General features: G+C 43.1%; 15 protein-coding genes. 11 read left to right on the top strand and 4 right to left on the bottom strand.

The annotated features are described in order from the left end of the window. The first annotated feature begins 16 nt into the window (after positions 1–16). From V7O63_RS13545 to V7O63_RS13525, 5 genes are all read left to right on the top strand, one after another. The gene (locus V7O63_RS13545) at positions 17–1,924 is read left to right on the top strand and encodes a threonine--tRNA ligase (protein ID WP_340819075.1); all 1,908 of its coding nucleotides are present in this window, start codon (positions 17–19) and stop codon (positions 1,922–1,924) included. A 23-nt stretch (positions 1,925–1,947) separates the two neighbouring features. Continuing rightward, positions 1,948–2,250, top strand: coding sequence for an acylphosphatase (locus V7O63_RS13540; protein ID WP_340819074.1), 303 nt, complete (start codon positions 1,948–1,950; stop codon positions 2,248–2,250). A gap of 78 nt (positions 2,251–2,328) precedes the next feature. Continuing rightward, complete coding sequence (locus tag V7O63_RS13535) at positions 2,329–2,646, top strand: acylphosphatase (RefSeq protein WP_340819073.1); 318 nt, start codon at positions 2,329–2,331, stop codon at positions 2,644–2,646. 102 nt (positions 2,647–2,748) lie between these two features. Next, a complete protein-coding gene (thiI, locus tag V7O63_RS13530; RefSeq protein WP_340819072.1) occupies positions 2,749–3,924 on the top strand; it encodes a tRNA uracil 4-sulfurtransferase ThiI in 1,176 nt (391 codons plus the stop codon). Between the two features lie 421 nt (positions 3,925–4,345). Beyond that, a complete protein-coding gene (locus V7O63_RS13525) occupies positions 4,346–7,288 on the top strand; it encodes a FlaD/FlaE family flagellar protein (RefSeq protein ID WP_340819071.1) in 2,943 nt (980 codons plus the stop codon). A gap of 74 nt (positions 7,289–7,362) precedes the next feature. Here the strand turns inward: V7O63_RS13525 and V7O63_RS13520 are convergent, their stop codons facing one another. The 3 genes from V7O63_RS13520 to V7O63_RS13510 all read right to left on the bottom strand — a co-directional run bounded on the left by V7O63_RS13520 (position 7,363) and on the right by V7O63_RS13510 (position 8,759). Next, on the bottom strand, positions 7,363–7,914 hold the full coding sequence (locus V7O63_RS13520; RefSeq protein ID WP_340819070.1) for a hypothetical protein: 552 nt from the start codon (positions 7,912–7,914) through the stop codon (positions 7,363–7,365). A gap of 125 nt (positions 7,915–8,039) precedes the next feature. Then, positions 8,040–8,528: a type IV pilin N-terminal domain-containing protein gene (locus tag V7O63_RS13515; RefSeq protein WP_340819069.1), complete on the bottom strand. Its 489-nt coding sequence runs from the start codon at positions 8,526–8,528 to the stop codon at positions 8,040–8,042. Between the two features lie 24 nt (positions 8,529–8,552). After that, positions 8,553–8,759 carry a DUF5371 family protein gene (locus V7O63_RS13510; RefSeq protein ID WP_091937948.1) on the bottom strand — a complete coding sequence of 69 codons (207 nt, stop codon included), beginning with the start codon at positions 8,757–8,759 and terminating at the stop codon, positions 8,553–8,555. Between the two features lie 443 nt (positions 8,760–9,202). Between V7O63_RS13510 and V7O63_RS13505 the strand changes: the two genes are divergently transcribed. The 3 genes from V7O63_RS13505 to V7O63_RS13495 are packed head-to-tail and all read left to right on the top strand — an operon-like array spanning position 9,203 to position 11,425. Continuing rightward, positions 9,203–9,481, top strand: coding sequence for an ACT domain-containing protein (locus V7O63_RS13505; RefSeq protein ID WP_340819068.1), 279 nt, complete (start codon positions 9,203–9,205; stop codon positions 9,479–9,481). A gap of 11 nt (positions 9,482–9,492) precedes the next feature. Beyond that, a complete protein-coding gene (locus V7O63_RS13500) occupies positions 9,493–10,854 on the top strand; it encodes a PFL family protein (RefSeq protein ID WP_340819067.1) in 1,362 nt (453 codons plus the stop codon). A 52-nt stretch (positions 10,855–10,906) separates the two neighbouring features. Continuing rightward, complete coding sequence (locus tag V7O63_RS13495) at positions 10,907–11,425, top strand: shikimate kinase (RefSeq protein ID WP_340819066.1); 519 nt, start codon at positions 10,907–10,909, stop codon at positions 11,423–11,425. Positions 11,426–11,516: 91 nt separating this feature from the next. Here the strand turns inward: V7O63_RS13495 and V7O63_RS13490 are convergent, their stop codons facing one another. Further along, complete coding sequence (locus V7O63_RS13490; protein ID WP_340819065.1) at positions 11,517–12,143, bottom strand: FmdE family protein; 627 nt, start codon at positions 12,141–12,143, stop codon at positions 11,517–11,519. A 589-nt stretch (positions 12,144–12,732) separates the two neighbouring features. On the opposite strand from V7O63_RS13490, the gene V7O63_RS13485 reads away from it, so the two are divergent. From V7O63_RS13485 to V7O63_RS13475, 3 genes are all read left to right on the top strand, one after another. Then, the gene (locus V7O63_RS13485) at positions 12,733–17,529 is read left to right on the top strand and encodes a Cache 3/Cache 2 fusion domain-containing protein (RefSeq protein ID WP_340819064.1); all 4,797 of its coding nucleotides are present in this window, start codon (positions 12,733–12,735) and stop codon (positions 17,527–17,529) included. Between the two features lie 430 nt (positions 17,530–17,959). After that, the gene (locus V7O63_RS13480; protein ID WP_340819063.1) at positions 17,960–18,931 is read left to right on the top strand and encodes a lectin MOA-related protein; all 972 of its coding nucleotides are present in this window, start codon (positions 17,960–17,962) and stop codon (positions 18,929–18,931) included. A 477-nt stretch (positions 18,932–19,408) separates the two neighbouring features. Continuing rightward, positions 19,409–21,148, top strand: a complete 1,740-nt coding sequence (locus V7O63_RS13475) for a hypothetical protein (RefSeq protein ID WP_340819062.1) — start codon at positions 19,409–19,411, stop codon at positions 21,146–21,148. The last annotated feature ends 61 nt before the right edge of the window (positions 21,149–21,209 follow it).

Genomic DNA, 21,209 nt, shown 5'->3' with positions numbered 1-21,209 from the left:
ATCTACAGGTGAATCTATGCAGTTATTACTTATCCATTCTGACTATATCGAATATGAAGTGAAGAAGAGCACTCCGGTTGCTGAGAAGATAGAAGATTCCTTTAAGCAGGGGAGACTTGAGGAGGCTCTCACAGCTTTCATTGCAGTGGAAAAGGTCGATGAGGCGAATGTCGAAGGTGCCATTTCAAAAGCAGTGGAAGAGATAAAAAGCGTAGCCACACAGGTGAAGGCAGAAAATGTCATGGTATATCCATATGCTCACCTGAGCTCAGACCTTTCTTCTCCTAAAGCAGGTGTCGCTGTCCTAAAAGGAATAGAAGCAGCACTATCCGGTGATTTCACTGTTAAGAGGGCACCATTCGGCTGGTACAAGGCATTCAAGATCAGCTGTAAAGGGCACCCGCTCTCAGAACTCTCACGTTCTATAGTTCCTGATGAGGATGTGGGTTCATCAGTGCCTCCATGTGTGGTATCCGACAAGGAGGAAGTCGTATCAGAAGCCCTTAAAGCCGAGAGTACAGCAAAGTCATACTGGCATGTCCTGACACCTGACGGAACCCTTCATGATGCAACAACCTTTGATTTCACAGGACATGACAACCTCGGGAAGTTCGTGGACTATGAGATCTCCAAGAAGAGAGCTGTAGAGAGGGCACCACCACATGTCGAGCTCATGCGCAGGCTGGAGATCGCTGACTACGAGCCGGGATCGGATTCAGGTAATATGCGTTACTATCCAAAGGGCCGCCTGATGAAATCACTTCTTGAGAACTTCGTGCTTGAGGAAACCTCAAAGGTGGATGCAATGGAGGTCGAGACACCTCTCATGTATGATATGAACCATCCTACCCTTAAGAAATACCTCGACAGGTTCCCTGCACGTCAGTATTCCATTGAATCTGACAAGAGGCAGATGTTCCTCAGGTTTGCCGCATGTTTCGGTCAGTTCCTGATGAACCACGACATGACGATCTCCTACAAGAACCTGCCACTCAAGATGGTAGAGATGACCAGATACAGTTTCAGGAAGGAACAGCGTGGAGAACTGGTGGGTCTGAGACGCCTGAGGGCTTTCACAATGCCCGATATGCACAGTCTGTGTGCTGATATGAATCAGGCTATTGACCAGTTCGATCAGCAGTATAATATGTGTATCTCCGTCCTTGATAAGGTAGGTATCAAGGTGGATGACTTCGAGGTAGCTATCAGGTTTACCAGGGATTTCTATAATGAGAACAAGGATTTCATCACAAACCTCGCAAAGACCGTGAACAAGCCGGTACTTATTGAGATGTGGGATACCCGTTTCTTCTATTTCGTACTCAAGTTCGAGTTCAACTTCGTTGATGCTCTTGCAAAGGCAAGCGCTCTCTCAACCGTACAGATCGATGTTGAGAATGCAGAAAGGTATGATATCAACTACATCGATTCAAATGGAACCGCAAACAGGCCAGTCATCCTTCACTGCTCACCAAGCGGTGCCATAGAACGCTGTATCTATGGTCTCCTTGAGAAGGAGGCAATGAAGGCAGAGGAGGGCGGTGTTCCAATACTCCCACTATGGCTCTCCCCTACACAGGTAAGGGTCATCCCGATAGCAGATGCACATATGGAATATGCCATGAAGGTGGCAGACCAGCTCAACTGCCGTGTTGATATCGATGATCGCGAGGATACCATTGGTAAGAGGATTCGCGAGGCAGGCCGCGAGTGGGTCCCATATGTAGTTGTCGTAGGTGACAGTGAGGTAGAAAAAGGCACTATCAATGTGACCATTCGTGCAGAATCCGAACCCAAGAAGCCGATGAAGGTAGAGATGACCCCTGAGGAACTTAACTCAAGGATAGCTTCCGAGACAGAAGGTATGCCTTACAAGGGACTCTGTCTTGCAAAGATGCTCTCTCAGAGGCCAAAATTCTTATAAGGTTTCTCTGCACATCTAACAGTATGCAGGATGAAATGTCAAATGCAGAGGAACTGTCCTCTGCAACGATACTTGTAAGGGGAAGGGTTCAGGGCGTATATTTCCGCAGGTTCACTGTGGAAAATGCCCAAAAATTGTCTCTCACCGGTTTTGCACAGAACCTGCCCGATGGGAGGGTCAGGGTCGTTGCAGAAGGTAAGGCATCATCTATCCAGAAGCTCATTGATTTTTTGAATATTGGTCCTGCTCTGGCAGATGTGGAAGATGTCAGTGTCGAGTGGACCGAAGCAACATCAGAATATTCTGATTTCTCTATAAGGCGCTGATTCCTGTTAATTTCCTGTTTTTCCTTCTTCTCGAACCATTTCCAAGGTCTTATATTTGTGTCGCACATATAGATGCTCATGCAGGACAGTGAAACAGGCTCAGAGAACTTATCATCTGCAACAATACTGGTCACGCTCAGGAATTCAAAAGGGGATTTTCACAAATATGCTTCTGATAATGCTTATCAACGATCATTGACAGGTTATTCTCAGGAGTTACCAGAAGGCCTGTATAAAGTACATCTTGAAGGTGAGAAGTCAGATATAAGTGCATTTATCGGCTATCTTGAGATGAACAGGGCCTTTGATAAAGTGGATACTATAGCAGTGGAGGATGTAATGGTTTCCTGGTCTTCCTATTCAGGCAAGTACTCCGATTTCAGTGTCATGGAATAGATGCCGTTCCTTGTTACCGACGTTTTACCGGTAGGTTTCATAGGAAAATTATTATTTGCCTCTTCCGATCAACTTTAATAGTCCTATGACCGATTTCTAACAATGGAAAACGTTATTATTGTGAGATATGGCGAACTCGCTTTGAAGAGTACAGGTGTTCGCAACTGGTATGAGAAAACCCTTGTAAAGAACATATCTGCGATGCTGGAATATCGTGGTATACCCTATTCCCGTATAAACCGTGAATGGGGCAGGATATTCATTGAAACAGATGATGTCAGGGCTGCAAAGGCTGCTGCGGATGTGTTCGGTGTTGTGTCCACCTCTTTTGCCCAGGTGGCAGATGCCACAATTGAGGCAGCAGGTGCCCTGTGTGCAAAGCTTGCTGATGGGTTTGTGGCCGAAGGTCAGTCATTTGCTATAAGGGCAAGGCGTACCGGAAATCATAGCTTTTCTTCACGTGATGTTGGCATGGGATGTGGGGATGCAGTGTGGCAGATGCTTGAATCAAGAGGCATCACTCCTTCAGTGGACCTTTCAAACCCCGACAAAGAGGTCTTTGTAGAGATGAGGCAGAACAGGGCATACGTTTTCACAGAGACTGTAGAAGGTGTAGGTGGTCTTCCGCTGGGCACCCAGGGAAAGATGGTATCCCTTGTATCAGGTGGTATAGATTCTCCTGTTTCTACCTGGTTGATGATGAAGAGGGGGGTCGAAGTGATCCCTGTTTACTGTAATAATTCTCCTTATAGTGATGACCGTGCCCACAAGCGCACTGTGGATTGTGTTAAGGCACTTCAGGAGTGGTGTCCGGGTCACCCATTGAAATTATATGAGATCCCTCATGGTCCCAACCTTGAGGAGTTCATAGGTAAATGTTCCAAGAATAAAACGTGCCTTATGTGTAAGAGGACCATGTACAGGGTAGCTCTTGAGATCATGAAGAAGGAAGGAGCTTCAGGTATAATCACCGGTTCTTCACTGGGTCAGGTTGCTTCACAGACGACCTACAATATGTATGCGGAATTATACGGTCTTTCAGTTCCTCTTTTCCACCCGTTGATCGGTATGGACAAGAATGAGATAATTGATATTGCCAGGAAGATAGGCACTTACGATATATCTATCCGCCAGACCGGTGGATGTGAGGCTGTACCGGTTCATCCGGAAGTAAAAGCTGCATGTGATTCCCTGCTTGCGGAAGAAAAGAAGATCGATATCGATGGACTTGTGAAAGCATCAGTTGAGAATGCACGGATATTATATGCTGAAGATTGACCAGTATCATTTGTGTTAAATGTGCACATACAATGCACATTTGTATATTTTTATATTCTCTTTTTATTTTTATTCCATAATCCCCTTTAATGTTTACAGATAATGATTCCATCATGTGCTCATAATAATGTCATTTTTAGGAAGTAGTACCAAACTGTTATATACTATCATCTACAATGCACAGTTAGGCGCACAAACACACAGCAAAATGAATTTTTAGCACAAATTTCATCCTTTATCTCTCGTCCATTCCCTCAATTATTCCCGTGCGCCTAAACCCTTTTAAGATTATTTTGATAGTTATTATATTGTCAGACACATCCAGAGTATCTTTTGTCATCGATGGTAACTCTTATATAAATATCGCGCATATAATAATCTTGAATTTATAATAATCCTTTTTGATCAATAGTTGGTTTCTATGAGCGAGCTTCCATGGGAGAATAAAAAAATAGCAGAGATCATGTCTTCAGCAGGCGAGGAGTCTAAGATAACAGACAGCCCCGCTCCTGGACTGGAAAATGGTTCCAATCCACCTATTCCTGATATACTGGCAAATGCATTTGCAGATATGCCAATGGAGGAGGCTAAAATAGAGGCTCCAGATTCCGGTTCTGATCCTGATGTTCTGGATGTACAGATGCCTGAAATGGCCGCACCTGCATTCGGAGACCTGCCTGATCTGTCAATGCTAAGTAACAATGAGGATGAAACACCTGATGTTCAGGTCCCTGAGGTGGATTCTCCATCAGCAGGTCTTCCGCCTTTAATGGGCGATACTTTTGTTCGATCCTCTTCATCTAATAGTGATATCATCGATCAGGTCACAAAACCACTTTTTGACCCGGATTCATTGGTTCCTGGCGGAGTTAATGCTGGTACTGTTCCGGCAGAACCTAAGAAACGCTCATCTCCACCACCTTTGTTCGAACCGTTCCTTCCATCTGATGAAAATACAGAAACAGATCATAGTGTAGAGTCGTCGATTCCTGCATTAGATGCTGCTAATCCTTTTAATGCCCCTGCATCCGATGTTGTCAATCCCTTTGATTCTCCAGTATCTGCTGATGCTAACTCCTTCAATCCCCCTGCATCTGATAATGTGAATCCTTTTGATTCTCCTGTATCTGCTGATGCTAACCCCTTTAATCCCCCTGCATCTGATGTTGTTAATCCCTTTGATTCTCCTGTATCTGCTGATGCTAACCCCTTTAATCCCCCTGCATCTGATAATGTGAATCCTTTTGATGTTCCTGTATCTGCTGATACTAACTCCTTCAATCCCCCTGCATCTGATAATGTGAATCCTTTTGATTCTCCTGTATCTGCTGATGCTAACCCCTTTAATCCCCCTGCATCTGATAGTGTGAATCCCTTTGATTCTCCTGTACCTGCTGATGCTAACCTCTTTAATCCACCTGCATCTGATAATGTGAATCCTTTTGATGTTCCTGTATCTGCTGATGCTAATCCTTTTAATGCTCCTGCATCCGGTAGTGTTAATCCTTTTGATGCTTCTCCTTCTGCTGATGGTAATCCCTTTAATGCTCCTGCATCCGGTAGTGTAAATCCTTTTGAAGCTCCTCCGTCTGTTGATTATAATCCTTTTGCTTCATCTGTACCTGGTCAGGAAAAATCATCCTCTAATAATATTCCTGGGTCCTTGGGTGGGAAAACAAACATTAACATAGATGCTCTGAAAAAGAATATTCAGGACCTTTCTTTTGTTGCTAAGGGATTTTTGAAGAACCTGACAAAGGGAAAAAGCCTTATCGAGAGGATGGAGGATATGAAAGATGTTCCATCCCTGGATGCTTCCGGTCAGGAAGACGATATTGCTTCATCAATGTCTTCTTCTCCATTTGAAGATGAGCATTCATCTCCATTCGAGACACCGTCTGCAGACCCTTTCCAGAAAGCACCTGTATTCAAAGAAGGAGCAGTGCTTCCCGGGCAGTCTGATCCATTTGAGATGGATATGGGCGCAGGGACAGAGGATGATATCAGGAAGATCACGCCCATAGAAGCTCCAGTAATGGCAGCAGAAGATCTCCCCTCTTTTGAGGAAGATACTGGTGCCTTAGCGTCAGAGCCGAATCAAGAGTGCCTGACTGATCCAATGCCTGAACTTTCAGATATTGCAGAAATAGTTCCTGTTGATCCTGTAAAAGATTTGGATATCTCTCGGGATGAGGCTGATGAGCTTCCAGAGGGATATGGCATTGCTATAGATGGTGAAAGTGGAGAAGAGGTGAAAGCTGATGCTCCGGTTCTTTCAGAAATGCATGATATGTCTGCAGAAATATCTTCCGAGTTGCAGGTTATGAAGAAGAGGTCCGATGAGAAATTCAACAGGCTTGAGGATAATATATTCGATTTCAAGGATGACCTGAGCAACATCGACGTCCGGTTCGGTTCACTTAAAGGTGATGTAGAAAGTTTCTCGGACAAACTTTTGGAGATCGATAGTTCATTCTCATCTTTTGTGAAGTCAAATGATGAAGCTCTCTCTCGTAATGAATCTCAGTTCAGTGGAATTGAAGAAAAGATAAGTTCCGTTGAAGTGAAGATGGGTGATTTTGAATCCAACCTTTCTGTACTCCAGTCTGACAATATGACTATCAGGTCAGACCTTTCCAGAATAGAGGACAGTGTCTCAGAACTCGTCAATTCATATACCGCTCTTCTGGGGCAGTTGCATGAATCCCTTCAGGAGAACGAATCCAACTTTTCACGTATAGATGTTATTACTGTCAAACTTGATGAGATAGGTACAAAGATCGGTTCCATTGAGAAGATCCAGGAAGATGCCAGATCCACGTCTGTGGAACTATCAAGGTCGATATCTTCCATAGTTGACAACCTTGGAACGACATCTTCAGCATTCTCTGAGTTCAAGCAGGAATCCGAGACAAAGAACGCTGAAATGCTTGAGAAGGTTGATTCGGTCACTGAGTATGTCGAGAGCGAGCTGAAGAAGCTGGGTGCTAAAAGTTACAAAGGCTTTGGGCAGAATGTCCACCTCTCAAATATCGTTAAGAATTCAGGGAACATGAAACTCTGCATGGAATGGCTTGAGTTCCTGATGGGGCTGGTGGGTCGCAACAACCTCCCGGACATCCTTTCATACTATGAGGAACTCGGATGGATCACTGAGAAGGTCAGGATGGAACTTCTTCACTATGCAGACGGAATTGACTTCTACATGGAGAAACCCGACTGGAAGCTCACTCCTGATGATCATGTAAAATCCATATGGTTCATCGAGAGTCTTGCAGGTATGAAAGTCGATAAGAACAGGCTTTCAGTAATTGAAAGGGATGTCGAGAAGGTCAAGAAAGGTTCAGAGATATATGGTATCTGAACCAGATAGATGCATATTATTAAAAAAATGGGCTGTAAACTCGTGTTTACAGCATTTTAATATAAATTTAGTCTTTATCGTTCTCCGGCAAGCTCAGTAGTTGCACCTGCAATGAAAACCGCTGCGATCGGTGCTGTGATGAGCACACCTATTCCAATAAGTAGCATGCCAATGAATATGAGCACATTTATGATCACATAGATTATTACGCTCTCAATCGGGACTGCCTGCACCATCTCTATACTCTCTGTTATGCCGTCGATACCTCCGTATCCTCTGATTATGAGCAATGGCATGGTGTACATCAACAGTACTCCCATTATCAGGGAAAGTATTGATGAGAGGTAAGGTATCTGCCCTATTATCACGCTGGCAACAATAGCTATCAGCATGTAGGTCCAGCTTCTGATGAAGTTGTCCTTCTTAAAACCTTCAAAGACATCTCCTATCTCTGGAATCTCTCCGCGTACTCCTTTTATTGCCATGAATGTGTATCCATAGGCAAGAGGTGCAATGGTCACTATAAGGATAGATCCTATGACGGCTATTAACAGACCAACGATAAATGTCACAATATTATCTTTAACAATGTTCCATGAATTCTTCAGTAAGACTTCGTAATCCAACAAACCACTTCCTGATTATAAATATCTACAGAAAGATGTGGATTTGGAAAGTATTTAAGTTTATCTGAATTACTTGAATCAAAAAAGAAAGAAAAGATGACGCAAGATACGTCATTTTAATGTGTTTAGAATCTTACGCTAAGGTCACCAATCATCTGCTGGCTTCCGACATCAATGATTGTTACATCAATGGTTTCGGTAGAGTTGGCAATGTTTGCATTAGCCCCTCCAATGTCTGCAGCAGTTGTTGAGTTTCCAATTGTATAATCGCCTGATGTGTTATAACCAATGTAGAGACGGTCTCCTGCAGTGAAGTAGTCTTGTACAGTTCCATATTCTACAGTTGTTCCTTCAACAGCGAATTTTGTGGCTGATGATGTAAGTGTGACTTCATCTCCGCCCTGATGCTCAAGCATAACGATGCTAAATGTGCCTGTACTATCTTCAGTTGCACTTGCTCTGATACTTGCCTGTGGTGCCTGTTCTGGTGGTCCCATGCCGAATACGAATGCTGCGATTACTGCAGCAAGGATCACAGTGATTGCGACCATCAGGATTACACCGATGACCGGGGATACTGCATCCTCATCTAAGAATTGGTTTGCTTTGCTCATAGTTGTTCCTCTCTTGTTCAAAAGCTATAATTTCTTTTGCTTTTTTTTCTGGACCACTTTTTCAAGCTTCTTGGTCCACATTTTATCATCGAGGTCAGTATACTCACACTCGAGATAATGTTGCACCGCCATGCTCAGGGCTTCTTTCGTTGACGACTCATTACATTTCTTCTTTAAAGCCGCAAGTTCATCTTCCGTGAGTACGGTTTGTGCATGTACAATTTTAACCATTGTATCTCCTGATTGTTTGAATCATCTGAACTTAGCCGTTCAAACCATCATCATAATAATGATTATGAAAATTCTATATAAACCTTGTTGCTCTTGAGTTCCTTGGACTTGGTAACCCTCTAACATTTTCCGAGGTTAATATATATTTGCATCAATATTTTCCAAATTGTATATTATTGTGATGGATTGTGGATATTTATTCTTGCATACTTCTCTTAATACTCTATTTTTCACATATAGTGTTAAATTAGTATTATATTACTCTATGCCTGTGCCATTTGCTTATGAGGCTTCTGCTATTATTTTATAATTGCCTATGTAATATATCTATATGTATCATGTTGTTCATTCAACAGAAATTATCACCGGCAAAGTCAAAATAGTATCTCTTCTATTATGCTATCTTATTATCTCTAAATCATCTATATATGAAGGAAATATCCATGTCATCCAATCGTTTTATGATCACTGTTATTGGTATTGATAAAGTTGGTATTGTTGCAGGTATCACTCAGGTCATGGCGCAATACAACGTTAATATTGTAGACATCAGCCAGACCATTATGGATGACCTGTTCACCATGATAATGCTTGCACAGGTGAAAGATGAGAGCTTCGATCATTCGGCTTTCCAGCAGGCTATGTCGGAAAAAGGTTCTGAGCTGGGAGTCGAGGTAAAGGTCCAGCACGAAGATGTGTTCCGCTTCATGCACAGGATATGAGGTGTATGTCCATGATGATCCATCCTGAAGAGATCCTTGAAACCATCAATATGGTGAGTAATGAGAACCTTGACATAAGGACCGTCACCATGGGTATCAGCCTGCGAGGTTGCAGCCATCCTGATATAGATACTTTCAATGAGAATGTCTATGACAGGATCATGTATTATGCTAAGGACCTTGTAAAGACCACCAATGATATTCAGAACCTCTATGGCATCCCTGTGATCAATAAGAGGATATCAGTTACGCCAATTGCTATCGTTGCCGAGAGTTGTGATGCTACGGACCTGACATCCGTTGCTCAGACACTTGACAGGGCCGCCGAGGATGCAGGTGTTGACTTTATAGGTGGTTTCAGTGCTCTTGTTCAGAAGGGAATGACCCCAGGTGATCTCAAGCTTATCAACTCGATCCCCCGGGCACTTGCAAGCACACAGAAGGTCTGTTCATCTGTCAATGTGGCAACCACCAAAGCCGGAATTAATATGGATGCTGTTGCCCTGATGGGCAAGGTGATCAAAGAGACTGCCGAGTTGACAAAGGATAATTCAGGTATCGGCTGTGCCAAACTTGTTGTCTTTGCCAATGCACCTGAGGATAATCCATTTATGGCGGGTGCTTTCCACGGTGTAGGTGAGCCGGATTGCGTTATCAATGTAGGTGTCAGTGGTCCCGGTGTTGTCAATTCTGCGGTGCGCGCTCTCAAAGAACCTACACTTGGTGATATCTCGGAATGCATAAAGAAGACTGCTTTCAAGATCACCAGAATGGGTGAGATGGTGGGTAATGAGGTTGCACGCAGGCTTCATGCGCAATTCGGTGTGCTCGACCTGTCCCTTGCCCCAACCCCTGCAATAGGTGATAGTGTTGCGGCTATTCTGGAAGCCATGGGTCTGGAAAGTTGTGGTACTCATGGAACTACCGCTGCACTCGCATTACTCAACGATGCGGTCAAGAAAGGAGGTGCTATGGCTTCATCTTCAGTCGGAGGCTTAAGCGGCGCTTTCATCCCTGTAAGTGAGGATGAGGGTATGATCAAGGCTGTACAAAGAGGTTCACTTTCACTTGATAAGCTCGAGGCGATGACCAGCGTTTGCTCTGTTGGTCTGGACATGATAGCTGTTCCGGGTGCCACTTCATCATCGACCCTGGCTGCTATCATTGCAGATGAGATGGCAATAGGTATGATAAACAAGAAGACAACTGCTGTGAGAGTTATTCCTGCTCCGGGAACCAGGGTAGGGGATATGATCGAGTTCGGCGGTCTTCTTGGAAGTGCACCGGTGATGCCGGTACATGAATTCAGCTCTGAGCAGTTCATCTCAAGGGGTGGAAGGATACCTGCTCCGATACAGTCCCTTACTAACTGATCATGAGTAAACAATAGCTGACTACTATATTATACAGGAAGGAAGTGGCCGTATGATAATCACTCTTATCGGTATGCCCGGGGCAGGCAAGAGTTCTGCCGGACAGAAACTTGCATCTATGCTTGGTTATGAGTTCATCGATACGGATAAGCTTGTTATAGATGGGTCTGGTACCGGGTTACAGAACATTGTCAATGACCTGGGTGACATGGCCCTTGTCCGGGCGGAGGAGCAGAGCATACTCGGACTTGACCTGAAAGACGACTGTATTATTGCAACGGGTGGAAGTGTGGTCTATTCTGAAAAGGCGATGCAGTTCTTTAAGGAACGATCGACCATAGTTTATCTGGATGTTCCATTTGGGACCATAGTATCTCGTTTGTCAAATCTTTCAACGAGGGGTGTTGTGGGTTTAAAGGAAAAAGGATTGAATGGCCTGTATGAAGAAAGGACTGTACTTTACCGGTCATTCGCAGACCATACTATCAAAGTTGGCAGGAAGGATAAAGTGGTCCATGTCGCCAAAAGGATCATGGAAAGTGTCTTCCCTGATCATGAAGTGGATATTTGATGATTGTTTAATGCCGGTAAGCTTTTTTTAAATCTTGCTAGCTCTTCACCTTTGTGGAACATGGGTCATGGATGTATTTTTCATTCTCTTGTTATTCCTCGTAGCAGGGGATACAGACATATTCTCCGTTCTGTACTCTTGCCCGTGATTCTGCCATCATCTCTCCGCATTTGACACACTTGAGCGAGTTGAATATCCTTGCTTTACGTGGAATCTCTACATCAACGAATTCGACCTTGAACATATCATCAACAGGTGTCTCTCTCATAGTTTTTGATATTCCGTCCATTCGTTCCCTGAATTCCTTTTCCTCTTCTTCACTGGCTGTTCCTGACATTACCTTAGGACGCAGTTTGTTTACTTCGGGGTCGATGGCATCGATGCTGAAACTTGCCCTTAGTGCAACCCTTACTGCCTTGCCACTGTTTCTGCATATGAATGTGAAAACCTGTTTAGCATGATCCCTGTAGATCAGGTTACCTTTTCCTATGGTACATCCGGTAAGTACCTGTACTGCATCTACTCCACATGCATCATTTTCCACAATAGTCACAAGTTCTTCATCAACGTCCCTTTCAGCTTCGAGTTTTTCGATACCTGCTTTTGCAGCGATGTAGCCGATAGTGAGTCCCGGGCAGACATGCCCGTGGAATTTTGCAGCCTCTTCAAATGTAGGGATCTTTCTTGTTGTGGTCTCTCTCGGTGATATGTTTATCATGGTAATCACTGGTTGTAAAATAAAGTAATACGATCAATATTTTTTGTGTTCATTAGTGTATGTCTGGTCAACATTGGACTTTTCAGGATATATGTTCCAAGTATCAGTACGAGGATATTGCATTATGTATTTAGGTCAATTTGAAATGCTGGCATCTGCATATTATATGTAAGTCTAATTTATATTTCTGCATAAATACAATTATATACTATTACATATTTCTTATTAAAGTGAGTGCTTTCACAGTAGTATATTAATGAGAATGGAGGCTAATTATATTTGCGGGATGTAAAGTTTTTACATGTAAACTGTAGGCATTGGGTATTGTCGTATCCTCTTCACTATCTCTCTTAGATCTGATATCTTTCACAATTCCTGCAAAATTTGTCGTTCAATGGTGCATTTATGGATAATGGCTATTCTCTGATGGCTTCTGAGTAAAAAGTTTCTCCATTAAAATGAGGTTTACAAAATATCGCTATTATTGTCAAGTTCAATTAAGTATGTTACACGATCGGGTTTTCTGCTGGACGAGTATAGTTCTCATGATGAATTCCCTGGTCAATATGTGTGCATGGGACGTGTTCGAATGGATCTTAATAAGATAACTATAAGTCAAAAATTAATTGCAGTATGTTTACTGCTTACTATCTTACCGGTTGCTATTGTTGGATTCTATGCTTATGAGCAGACCGCGGTCGGTATCAGAAGCCAGTTAGAAGATAATCTGGAGGACCAGGTTTTCATCGAGAAGGATTATGTTGATTCTACTTTTTCTCTTGCACAGGATAAGGTCAATAGTGACCTTGGGGTTGCAAGATCACTATTTTATGGAAATGGTGACCCTGCTATCGTTGATGGTAAGATGGTCCTTGGAGATGAATCCATAACAAATGGTCATCTTGAGATAGTCGACGGAAAGTTTTCCATTGAAGGCGGACACGTTGTAAATTATAATTATGAGATCGTTGACAACATCCAGTCCATGGTGGGGGGAACTGCCACTGTGTTCCAGGTCATCGATGGCGAAGCTGTGCGTATTTCCACGAATGTGATCAAAGATGACGGGGACAGGGCAATAGGTACTACTGTGTCACAGCCGGTCTATGATGCGGTTGTCAACAAAGGAGAGACCTTCTATGGACAGGCATGGGTGGTCAATGCATGGTACCTGACCGCATACGAGCCTATAAAAGACAGTTCAGGAGATGTCATAGGTATTCTCTATGTGGGTGTATTAGAGGACCCATTCATCAATACAATAAGGGATCATATGGCTGAGATAGTCGTAGGTGAGACCGGATACATCTACGTAATGGATTCCGAGGGTAACCTGGTACTCCATCCCAATATGGAAGGTGAGAATATCTATGAGAATGATTTTGTAAAAGATATCATCAACACAAAAGAGGGCGTTATACATTATGATTGGGAAGGCCGGGATAAGATAGCGGGTTTCACTTACTACGAACCAAATGACTGGATCATTGTATCAAGTAGTTATTCAGAAGAGTTCGAAGGTCCTTTGATGGCTATCAGGAATAGTATAGTAGGTGCTGTTCTTATCTTTGTGATACTTGGGTGTATTATCTCATTACTGATAAGCAGGTCTATTTCCGGAGGTATACGAAAGATCGTTGATGATTTCGATGATATTTCAAATGCTACTCTTCAGGGTAAGCTCGACAAAAGGGCAAACACTGATGTGGCAATCGATTTCGAGGCGATCCCCAGAGGTTTCAATCAGGTGCTGGATGCAGTTATCAGTCCTTTGAATGTGGCTGCTGACTACGTTGACCGTATCTCTAAGGGTGACATCCCGCCTGTGATCACGGATGAGTATCACGGTGATTTCAATACTATCAAGAACAACCTTAACCAGTGTATCGGTTCGATCAATGCACTGGTTGCTGATGCTAATATGCTTTCAGTTGCAGCAGTCGAAGGAAAGCTTGATACTCGTGCCGATGCTTCCAGGCATAGTGGTGACTATAGGGCTATTGTTGAAGGTGTTAATGACACTCTTGATGCTGTCATCGGTCCGTTGAATGTCGCTGCCGAATATGTTGACCGTATCGCTCATGGGGACATCCCGCCTGCGATCACAGATGATTACAGTGGTGATTTCAATGAGATCAAGAACAATCTCAATACCTGTATCGCTTCAATAAACGCTCTTGTTGACGATGCCAATATGCTGTCTATTGCTGCTGTTGATGGTAAACTTGATACTCGTGCTGATGCTTCCCGGCATAATGGTGACTACAGGGCTATCGTTGAAGGCGTGAATGATACTCTCGATGCTGTCATCGGTCCTCTGAACGTTGCAGCTGAATATGTTGACCGTATTGCCCATGGTGATATTCCTCAGCATATCACTGATGATTATAGTGGTGACTTCAATGAGATCAAGGATAACCTTAATCGGTGTATCGATGCCATCGGTGCTTTAGTTTCTGATGCCAATATGCTGTCTGTGGCTGCTGTTGAGGGCAGGCTTGACACTCGTGCCGATGCTTCAAAGCACTTTGGTGATTATCGCGCTATCGTTGAGGGTGTCAATGGAACTCTTGATGCTGTTATCGGCCCGCTGAACGTTGCTGCTGAATATGTTGACCGTATCGCCCATGGTGATATCCCTCAGCATATCACTGATGATTACAGTGGTGATTTCAATGAGATCAAGAACAACCTTAACCAGTGTATCGATGCTATCAATACGTTAGTTTCTGATGCCAATATGCTTTCAGTTGCAGCAGTCGAGGGTAAACTTGATACTCGCGCAGATGCGTCAAAGCATCACGGTGACTATAAGGCTATCGTTGAAGGTGTTAATGATACTCTTGATGCTGTCATTGGTCCACTAAATGTGGCTGCAGAATATATTGACCGCATTTCCAAAGGCGATATGCCTGAAGCGATCACTGATGAGTATCAGGGTGATTTCAACCTTATCAAGAACAATTTGAATCAGTGTGTAGATGCCGTGAATGAACTGATCTCCGATTCGGAGATGCTGGCCATTGCAGCCACTAACGAAGAGTTCGATACTCGTGCCGATGTATCTAAACACGACGGTAAATTCCGTGATATCGTCGATGGTGTGAACCGTACACTGGACTCGGTCGTCAACAAGGTCTACTGGTATAATTCCATTCTTGATAACATCCCGTTCCCTGTATCAGTAACTGATAATGATCTGAACTGGACATTCATTAACAGGTCCGCCGAGAAGGCTATAGGTCTGAAACGTGCGGATATTCTTGGCACCCAGTGCAGTCAATGGGGGGCCAGTATATGTGGCACGGAGAACTGTGGTGTATGCAGGCTGAATGCCGGGGAACCTATCACATTGTTCGACCAGCCCGGAAAGGATGGAGAGGATAGGTACTTCCAGGCTGACAACTCGTACATCTATGACGCCCAGGGCGAGAAGATAGGTCATATCGAGGTAGTTCAGAATATCTCAGCTTCCAGGGTAAATGCAGTGTATACTGAAAATGAGATCAAGCGTCTTGTTGGTAACCTTGAGAACATTGCATCCGGTAATCTGGATATTGACTCGAACATCGCAGATGCCAATGAGTACACTGCTGTCCAACACGGTAATTTCTCACAGATATATTCATCACTGGATGGTGTGGCAGCAGCGATCTCCAGTTTGATAACTGATGCGGATATGCTTGCTGTTGCAGCTGTTGAAGGCAGGCTCGATACCCGTGCCGATGCTTCAAGGCATGAAGGCGACTATCGTAAGGTGGTGGAAGGGGTCAACAATACTCTTGATGCGGTCATTGGTCCACTGAATGTAGCTGCGGAACATATGGACAGGATATCAAAGGGTGATATTCCTGAAAAGATCACAGATAGCTACAATGGTGATTTCAATGCTATCAAAGACAATCTTAACACCTGTATCGATGCCATTAATAATCTGGTGGCAGATGCAGATATGCTTGCACAGGCCGGTGTCAGTGGTGAACTTTCCACTCGTGCAGATGCTTCAAAGCATCAGGGAGATTATCTCAGGATCGTTGAAGGTGTGAACAACTGTCTGGATGCAGTTGTAGGTCCGGTGAACGAGGCTTCAAGGATCATCACCGCCTATTCAGAGGGTGATCTTGATGCCAGGGTCGCTATTGATGCCAGGGGTGACTTCAAGGTACTGGGTGATACCCTGGATGGCTTTGGAGATACTCTGCAGGGTATCATTGGTGATTCCTGTGAGGTTCTTAGTTCGATATCATCCAATGACCTGACGCGGGAAGTACGCGTTCATGGTGTTGGGGATTTCATACAGCTCACTGAAGGTGTGGAGAACTGCAGACGTTCTTTGAACGATGTGGTATCTCTTGTGATGGAGAATTCCGAGGCTATTGCATCCACTGCTCAGGAAATGTCATCATCAACCGAGGAGCTGACAGCTACTGCTGAGGAGATAACCAGCACTGTGGCCGAGATATCGGACGGTACACAGCTCCAGTCCGGCAAGGCTGAGGATGTGGCAAGTGCAATGGCCGATATGGGTCGTACGGTGCAGGAAGTGGCTGCCAACTCAGAGAATGCAGCGCAGAATGCTGTGGAATCCAATACTCTGATACAGGGACTTGGTGAGATGTCAAAGGACCTCAAGGTGATGATGGATGGTATAAGATCTGCTGTCAATGAGTCTTCGGATGTGATCAATGATCTGGATGCGAAGTCAGCTCAGATAGGTGAGATTGTCAATCTTATCACAAACATTGCGGACCAGACCAACCTGCTTGCCCTTAACGCGGCTATTGAGGCTGCAAGGGCAGGTGAACACGGACGTGGATTTGCTGTTGTAGCGGACGAGGTCAGAAAACTTGCTGAGGAATCAGGTGATGCTGCCCAGCAGATCGCCGATCTTATAGCTCAGATACAGAACGGAACCCGGGATGCGGTTTCCTCTATGAGGAAGGGTGCAGATGAGGTTGATGCCGGTGCGATATCCCTTGAGAAGTCCGTCCTTGCAGTGGATGATGTGGTAGTGGCCGGAAATACCATTGTGAAGATGGTTCAGGAGATCGCTGCAGCCGCGGAAGAACAATCCGCTTCAATAGAAGAGGTAACCTCCTCTGTGGAGGAAGTATCTACGATATCAGAAGAGTCCGCAGCCGGTGCCCAGCAGGCTTCCGCCTCGGTTCAGGAACAGACCGCTTCCATGCAGGAACTATCAAGATCTGCTCAGGAACTCGCAGATGTGGCAGCCAATATGCAGCTGGTGGTGTCCAAGTTCAAGCTGGATTCTGTGGCCGGTGGCTCAGTAGTATCTAAAGATACGTTCGATGGGGATGTGGAGTGTTCATTCTCTTCAGAAACGGAAGAGACGGATTCAGAGTTTCCGAAGAATGCATTGGTCTGATGTTGTAGGGTCCTTAAAATCGATGTGTTGATGCAGCTCTTTTGAAGGGCTGTATTGTTTTTCTTTTTATAACTTCAATTGAAGATTCTCTTCAGTATTATCATAAAACCTTCCAGAATACCAAGAGATTCATCTCTAAACTATTTGTCCTGTGTCAGTTCCACTCTGTCAATCTTCTTCTAATCTCGACCTTCCACCCATCCGTGAGTGTTTAAGTCTTTTGGGTCATACATACTATTGTAATTATGTAAACAGTTGTGTTTTTAAATAACAAAATACAGTTTCCAACTTTGAAATAATATTTTTGAGCATTAAATCTTTTCAGTAACTTAGTTTTCAAAAGAAATATCTCCTAAAAAAACATATAAATAACCGCTCATAATTATTTTCGTGGAGAAAATATTATGAGGTAATTAAAGGGGGTATAAAATTGGATAGTGAAATTGTTGGTATGGGAATTGCTGGACGAGATGATCGTTGTTATGCCTGGCATAAAGATGGAACTGTAAGTTCTGGAACAATTTGGGATAGAGATAAAGACGGAAGGTCTGAATATTCATTACCTGCCGGAAAACGTCCTACTGACATTGTAGGTATGGGAATTGCTGAAACTAACGATTATTGTTATGCTTGGTATAAAGATGGAACTGTAAGCTCCGGAACAATTTCGGATTTAGATATAGACGGAAGGTCTAAATACGCATTACCTGATGGAAAATCTCCTACTGACATCGTAGATATGGGAATTGCCGGATCTGAGGATTATTGTTATGCCTGGTATAAAGATGGAACTGTAAGTTCCGGAACAAGTTCGAATTTAGGTAAATGCATAAATAGGTCTGAATATTCATTACCTGCCGGAAAATGTCCTAGTGATATTGTAGGTATGGGAATTGCTGAAACTAACAATCATTGTTATGCCTGGTATAAAGATGGAACTGTAAGTTTCGGAACAATTTCGAATCTAGATAAATATAAACTTCTGAATAGTAATGAAGTAAAAAGTCTTCTGAGAGACAAGTTAGGTAATAAACTGAACGAAGGGTGCAAATTCCTGTTTGCTGATGATACTTATTATTGCAGTCCAATAAGTGATATTGATAGATTGGTTCATAACAGAACTGATAAATTAGACTGGGTCATTGAAAAATATGATTGTGATGACTTTGCTTTATCGCTTAAATATGAATTTATTAAGGATGCATATTTAGATGGAGCAAGAAGATATCCTCACTGTTTAGGAATTCTCTGGGGAGAAGGTCTTGATGAAAATGAGGAAACATATGGTCATGCAATTAACGTTGTAGTCACGGACATGATGGAAGTCTTGTTTATTGAACCGCAAGAAGATTGTATCTCTCCTCCAGAGAGGTATGATAACATTTATTTCATTTATTTCTAAGTTTAAATACACATGCATATATAAAGTAAAATATATTTGCTATGTGGGCAAGTATGGGGCAATAGCAGCACCTTTTGATTAGTGAGATTATTGCGTTAGCATTAGAAGGTGCGAAAAAATATTTTCTTTTTTAATTTTTATTGTTCAATATTAATTAAACTACATACTAATTTTTATAAATTCGTAAATCTATGAATATATATTACGCCATAGTTAAATAGTTCGAAACTAAATATAATATTATGAATAAATCTGGATAAAGGGAGTGTTTGCTCAGATTTATTCGTTGTTTGGTTGAGTGTATTTAATGAGATTAGATTGAATAGACGAATCTATGTTGGTTGACATTGTTTTTTGTGTTAACTATTATATGTATCTGCTAGACTGATGAAATAAAAATCCAACTGTTTGCATAGGAACATAATTTAGAAGATATCTAAGCTTGTATATTTTTCTTTAGAATGTGGAGTGATGAAAATGAGTGATGAAGAAGCCACCAACGAAGAAGAAGAAACCACCAGTGAAGAAGAAACCACCACTACTACCGATAATAAGTCTGGTTCCATGACAGGGCTGGTAGCCTACAATACTTTACCCTATCAGGTAAGTGAATTGGTGACTACGGTAGTATCTCAGATTGGTAAAGAGGGTTTTGGGACGAGCAGTAAAATTCTTTTGGTAGATGACCTGAACATGGCGGCTAAAGATATTCCCCGACTGCAAGTAATAAAGCAGCTGGGTGAAGTGCATTTAGCACTGGATAATCAAATTAAAGAGAATAACAAATACCTTGAAGAGCATTTAACTCCGGCAACGGAGAAAGGAAAAACCAAGGAAGAAGAACCTAAGGAGGAAGAAGAAGAAGAAGAAGTACCTAAGGAGGAAAAAGAAAAAACCGTCATAGAACAAATTATAGGCACCATTATCGGTTCACCACTGGAAACCGTAACAAGTGCTGTCGGAGCTGTGACAGACCTTGCGAAGCTATTCAAATCAGAGTACATCCTTGAAAGCAAAGATATCTCGTTATCAGATACAGCATTGCGGGCCTTGATTGCAGGGAAAATCGAAAAGGTAGGCTTATCAGTCTATTTACCTGATTTCTACTTTCTAAAAGATTCAGAAGCTTCAAAAGATTCTATTATCACTAAACTTAGTAAACTGTTTGCCAAACGATGGAACTTACAAAGTCAGGTATATTTATTTAACAATCTTATTGTTGGTCTTGACAAAAAAATAACTACGTTAGAAGAGGAAATCAAGAAAATGGAAAGTGAATCTTCCAATGCGCAGAAAGCTGATTCTGCCAATGTGCAGACTGATGGTCCTTCTCAAATTCAAGATCAGAATATAGAATTAAAGAACTTGAAAATCGATAAAGTAGCTGCAGAAGGATTTGTTGCGCAGTCAAAATCCCTGATAACTGGCTTTGACGAATTCAATAAAACACTATGTACCGTCGCCGATGGTCAAACTGCTTCTCCACTACATCTCGCTGTTTTGCGTGAGAAAATTTTGGAGTTGGGGATAAGTCATTTGCTTTATGCAACAATTGTTTCCAATAGTGGTGAAAAGCTCAGGAGTAAACGTTGGTTCAAGTCACCCCATATGACTTACTTTGGTGGTAGTGTGGTCAGTTACATCCTTGCAGATGCAAATGAAGGAAAGATAATAGCTGCCAATACCTTGACAAAGCTGGGACATGTGGATAATGAACTGCAATCAAGGAAGTTGAGTAGCAAGATGCATCATGAATTGTTCAAGAAGGAAGCTGCTGTGATGGCTTATAATGTGGGGATAGCTGCGAAGGATGTTGCTGTGAATGCTGCTAAGGAGGCTGCTGATGCGAAAGCTGCTGCCGAAGCTGCTAAGAAGGTTGCTGATGATGCTAAGTCGGCTGCTGAGAAAGCTGCTGATGCGAAAGCTGCTGCTGAAGCTGCTGCGAAGGCTGCTGATGCTGCCGAAGCTGCTATGAAGGCTGCTGATGATGCTGATGCTGCTGATGCTGCTAAGGATGCTAAGAAGGCTGCTGCTGATGCTGCTGATGCTGCTAAGGATGCTAAGAAGGCTGCTGATGATGCTGCTGATGCTGCTAAGAAGGCTGCTGATGAGGAGAAAGCTACAGAGATGGCTGCTGGGATGGCTGCTGGGATGGCTGCTGCTGAGGAGGTTGTTGCTGGGATGGCTGCTGCTGAGGAGGATGCTGATGCGAAGTAAATTATTTAATCAGGTAGAGGTATTGTGATAATCCTTTTTTGAAACTGGAGGAATCATAATA

It is taken from the genome of Methanolobus sp. WCC4 (assembly GCF_038022665.1).
In the GTDB taxonomy this organism is placed as follows: domain Archaea; phylum Halobacteriota; class Methanosarcinia; order Methanosarcinales; family Methanosarcinaceae; genus Methanolobus.
Note: the sequence above shows the minus strand (reverse complement) of the source record. Positions and strands in the feature narration are given on the sequence as shown.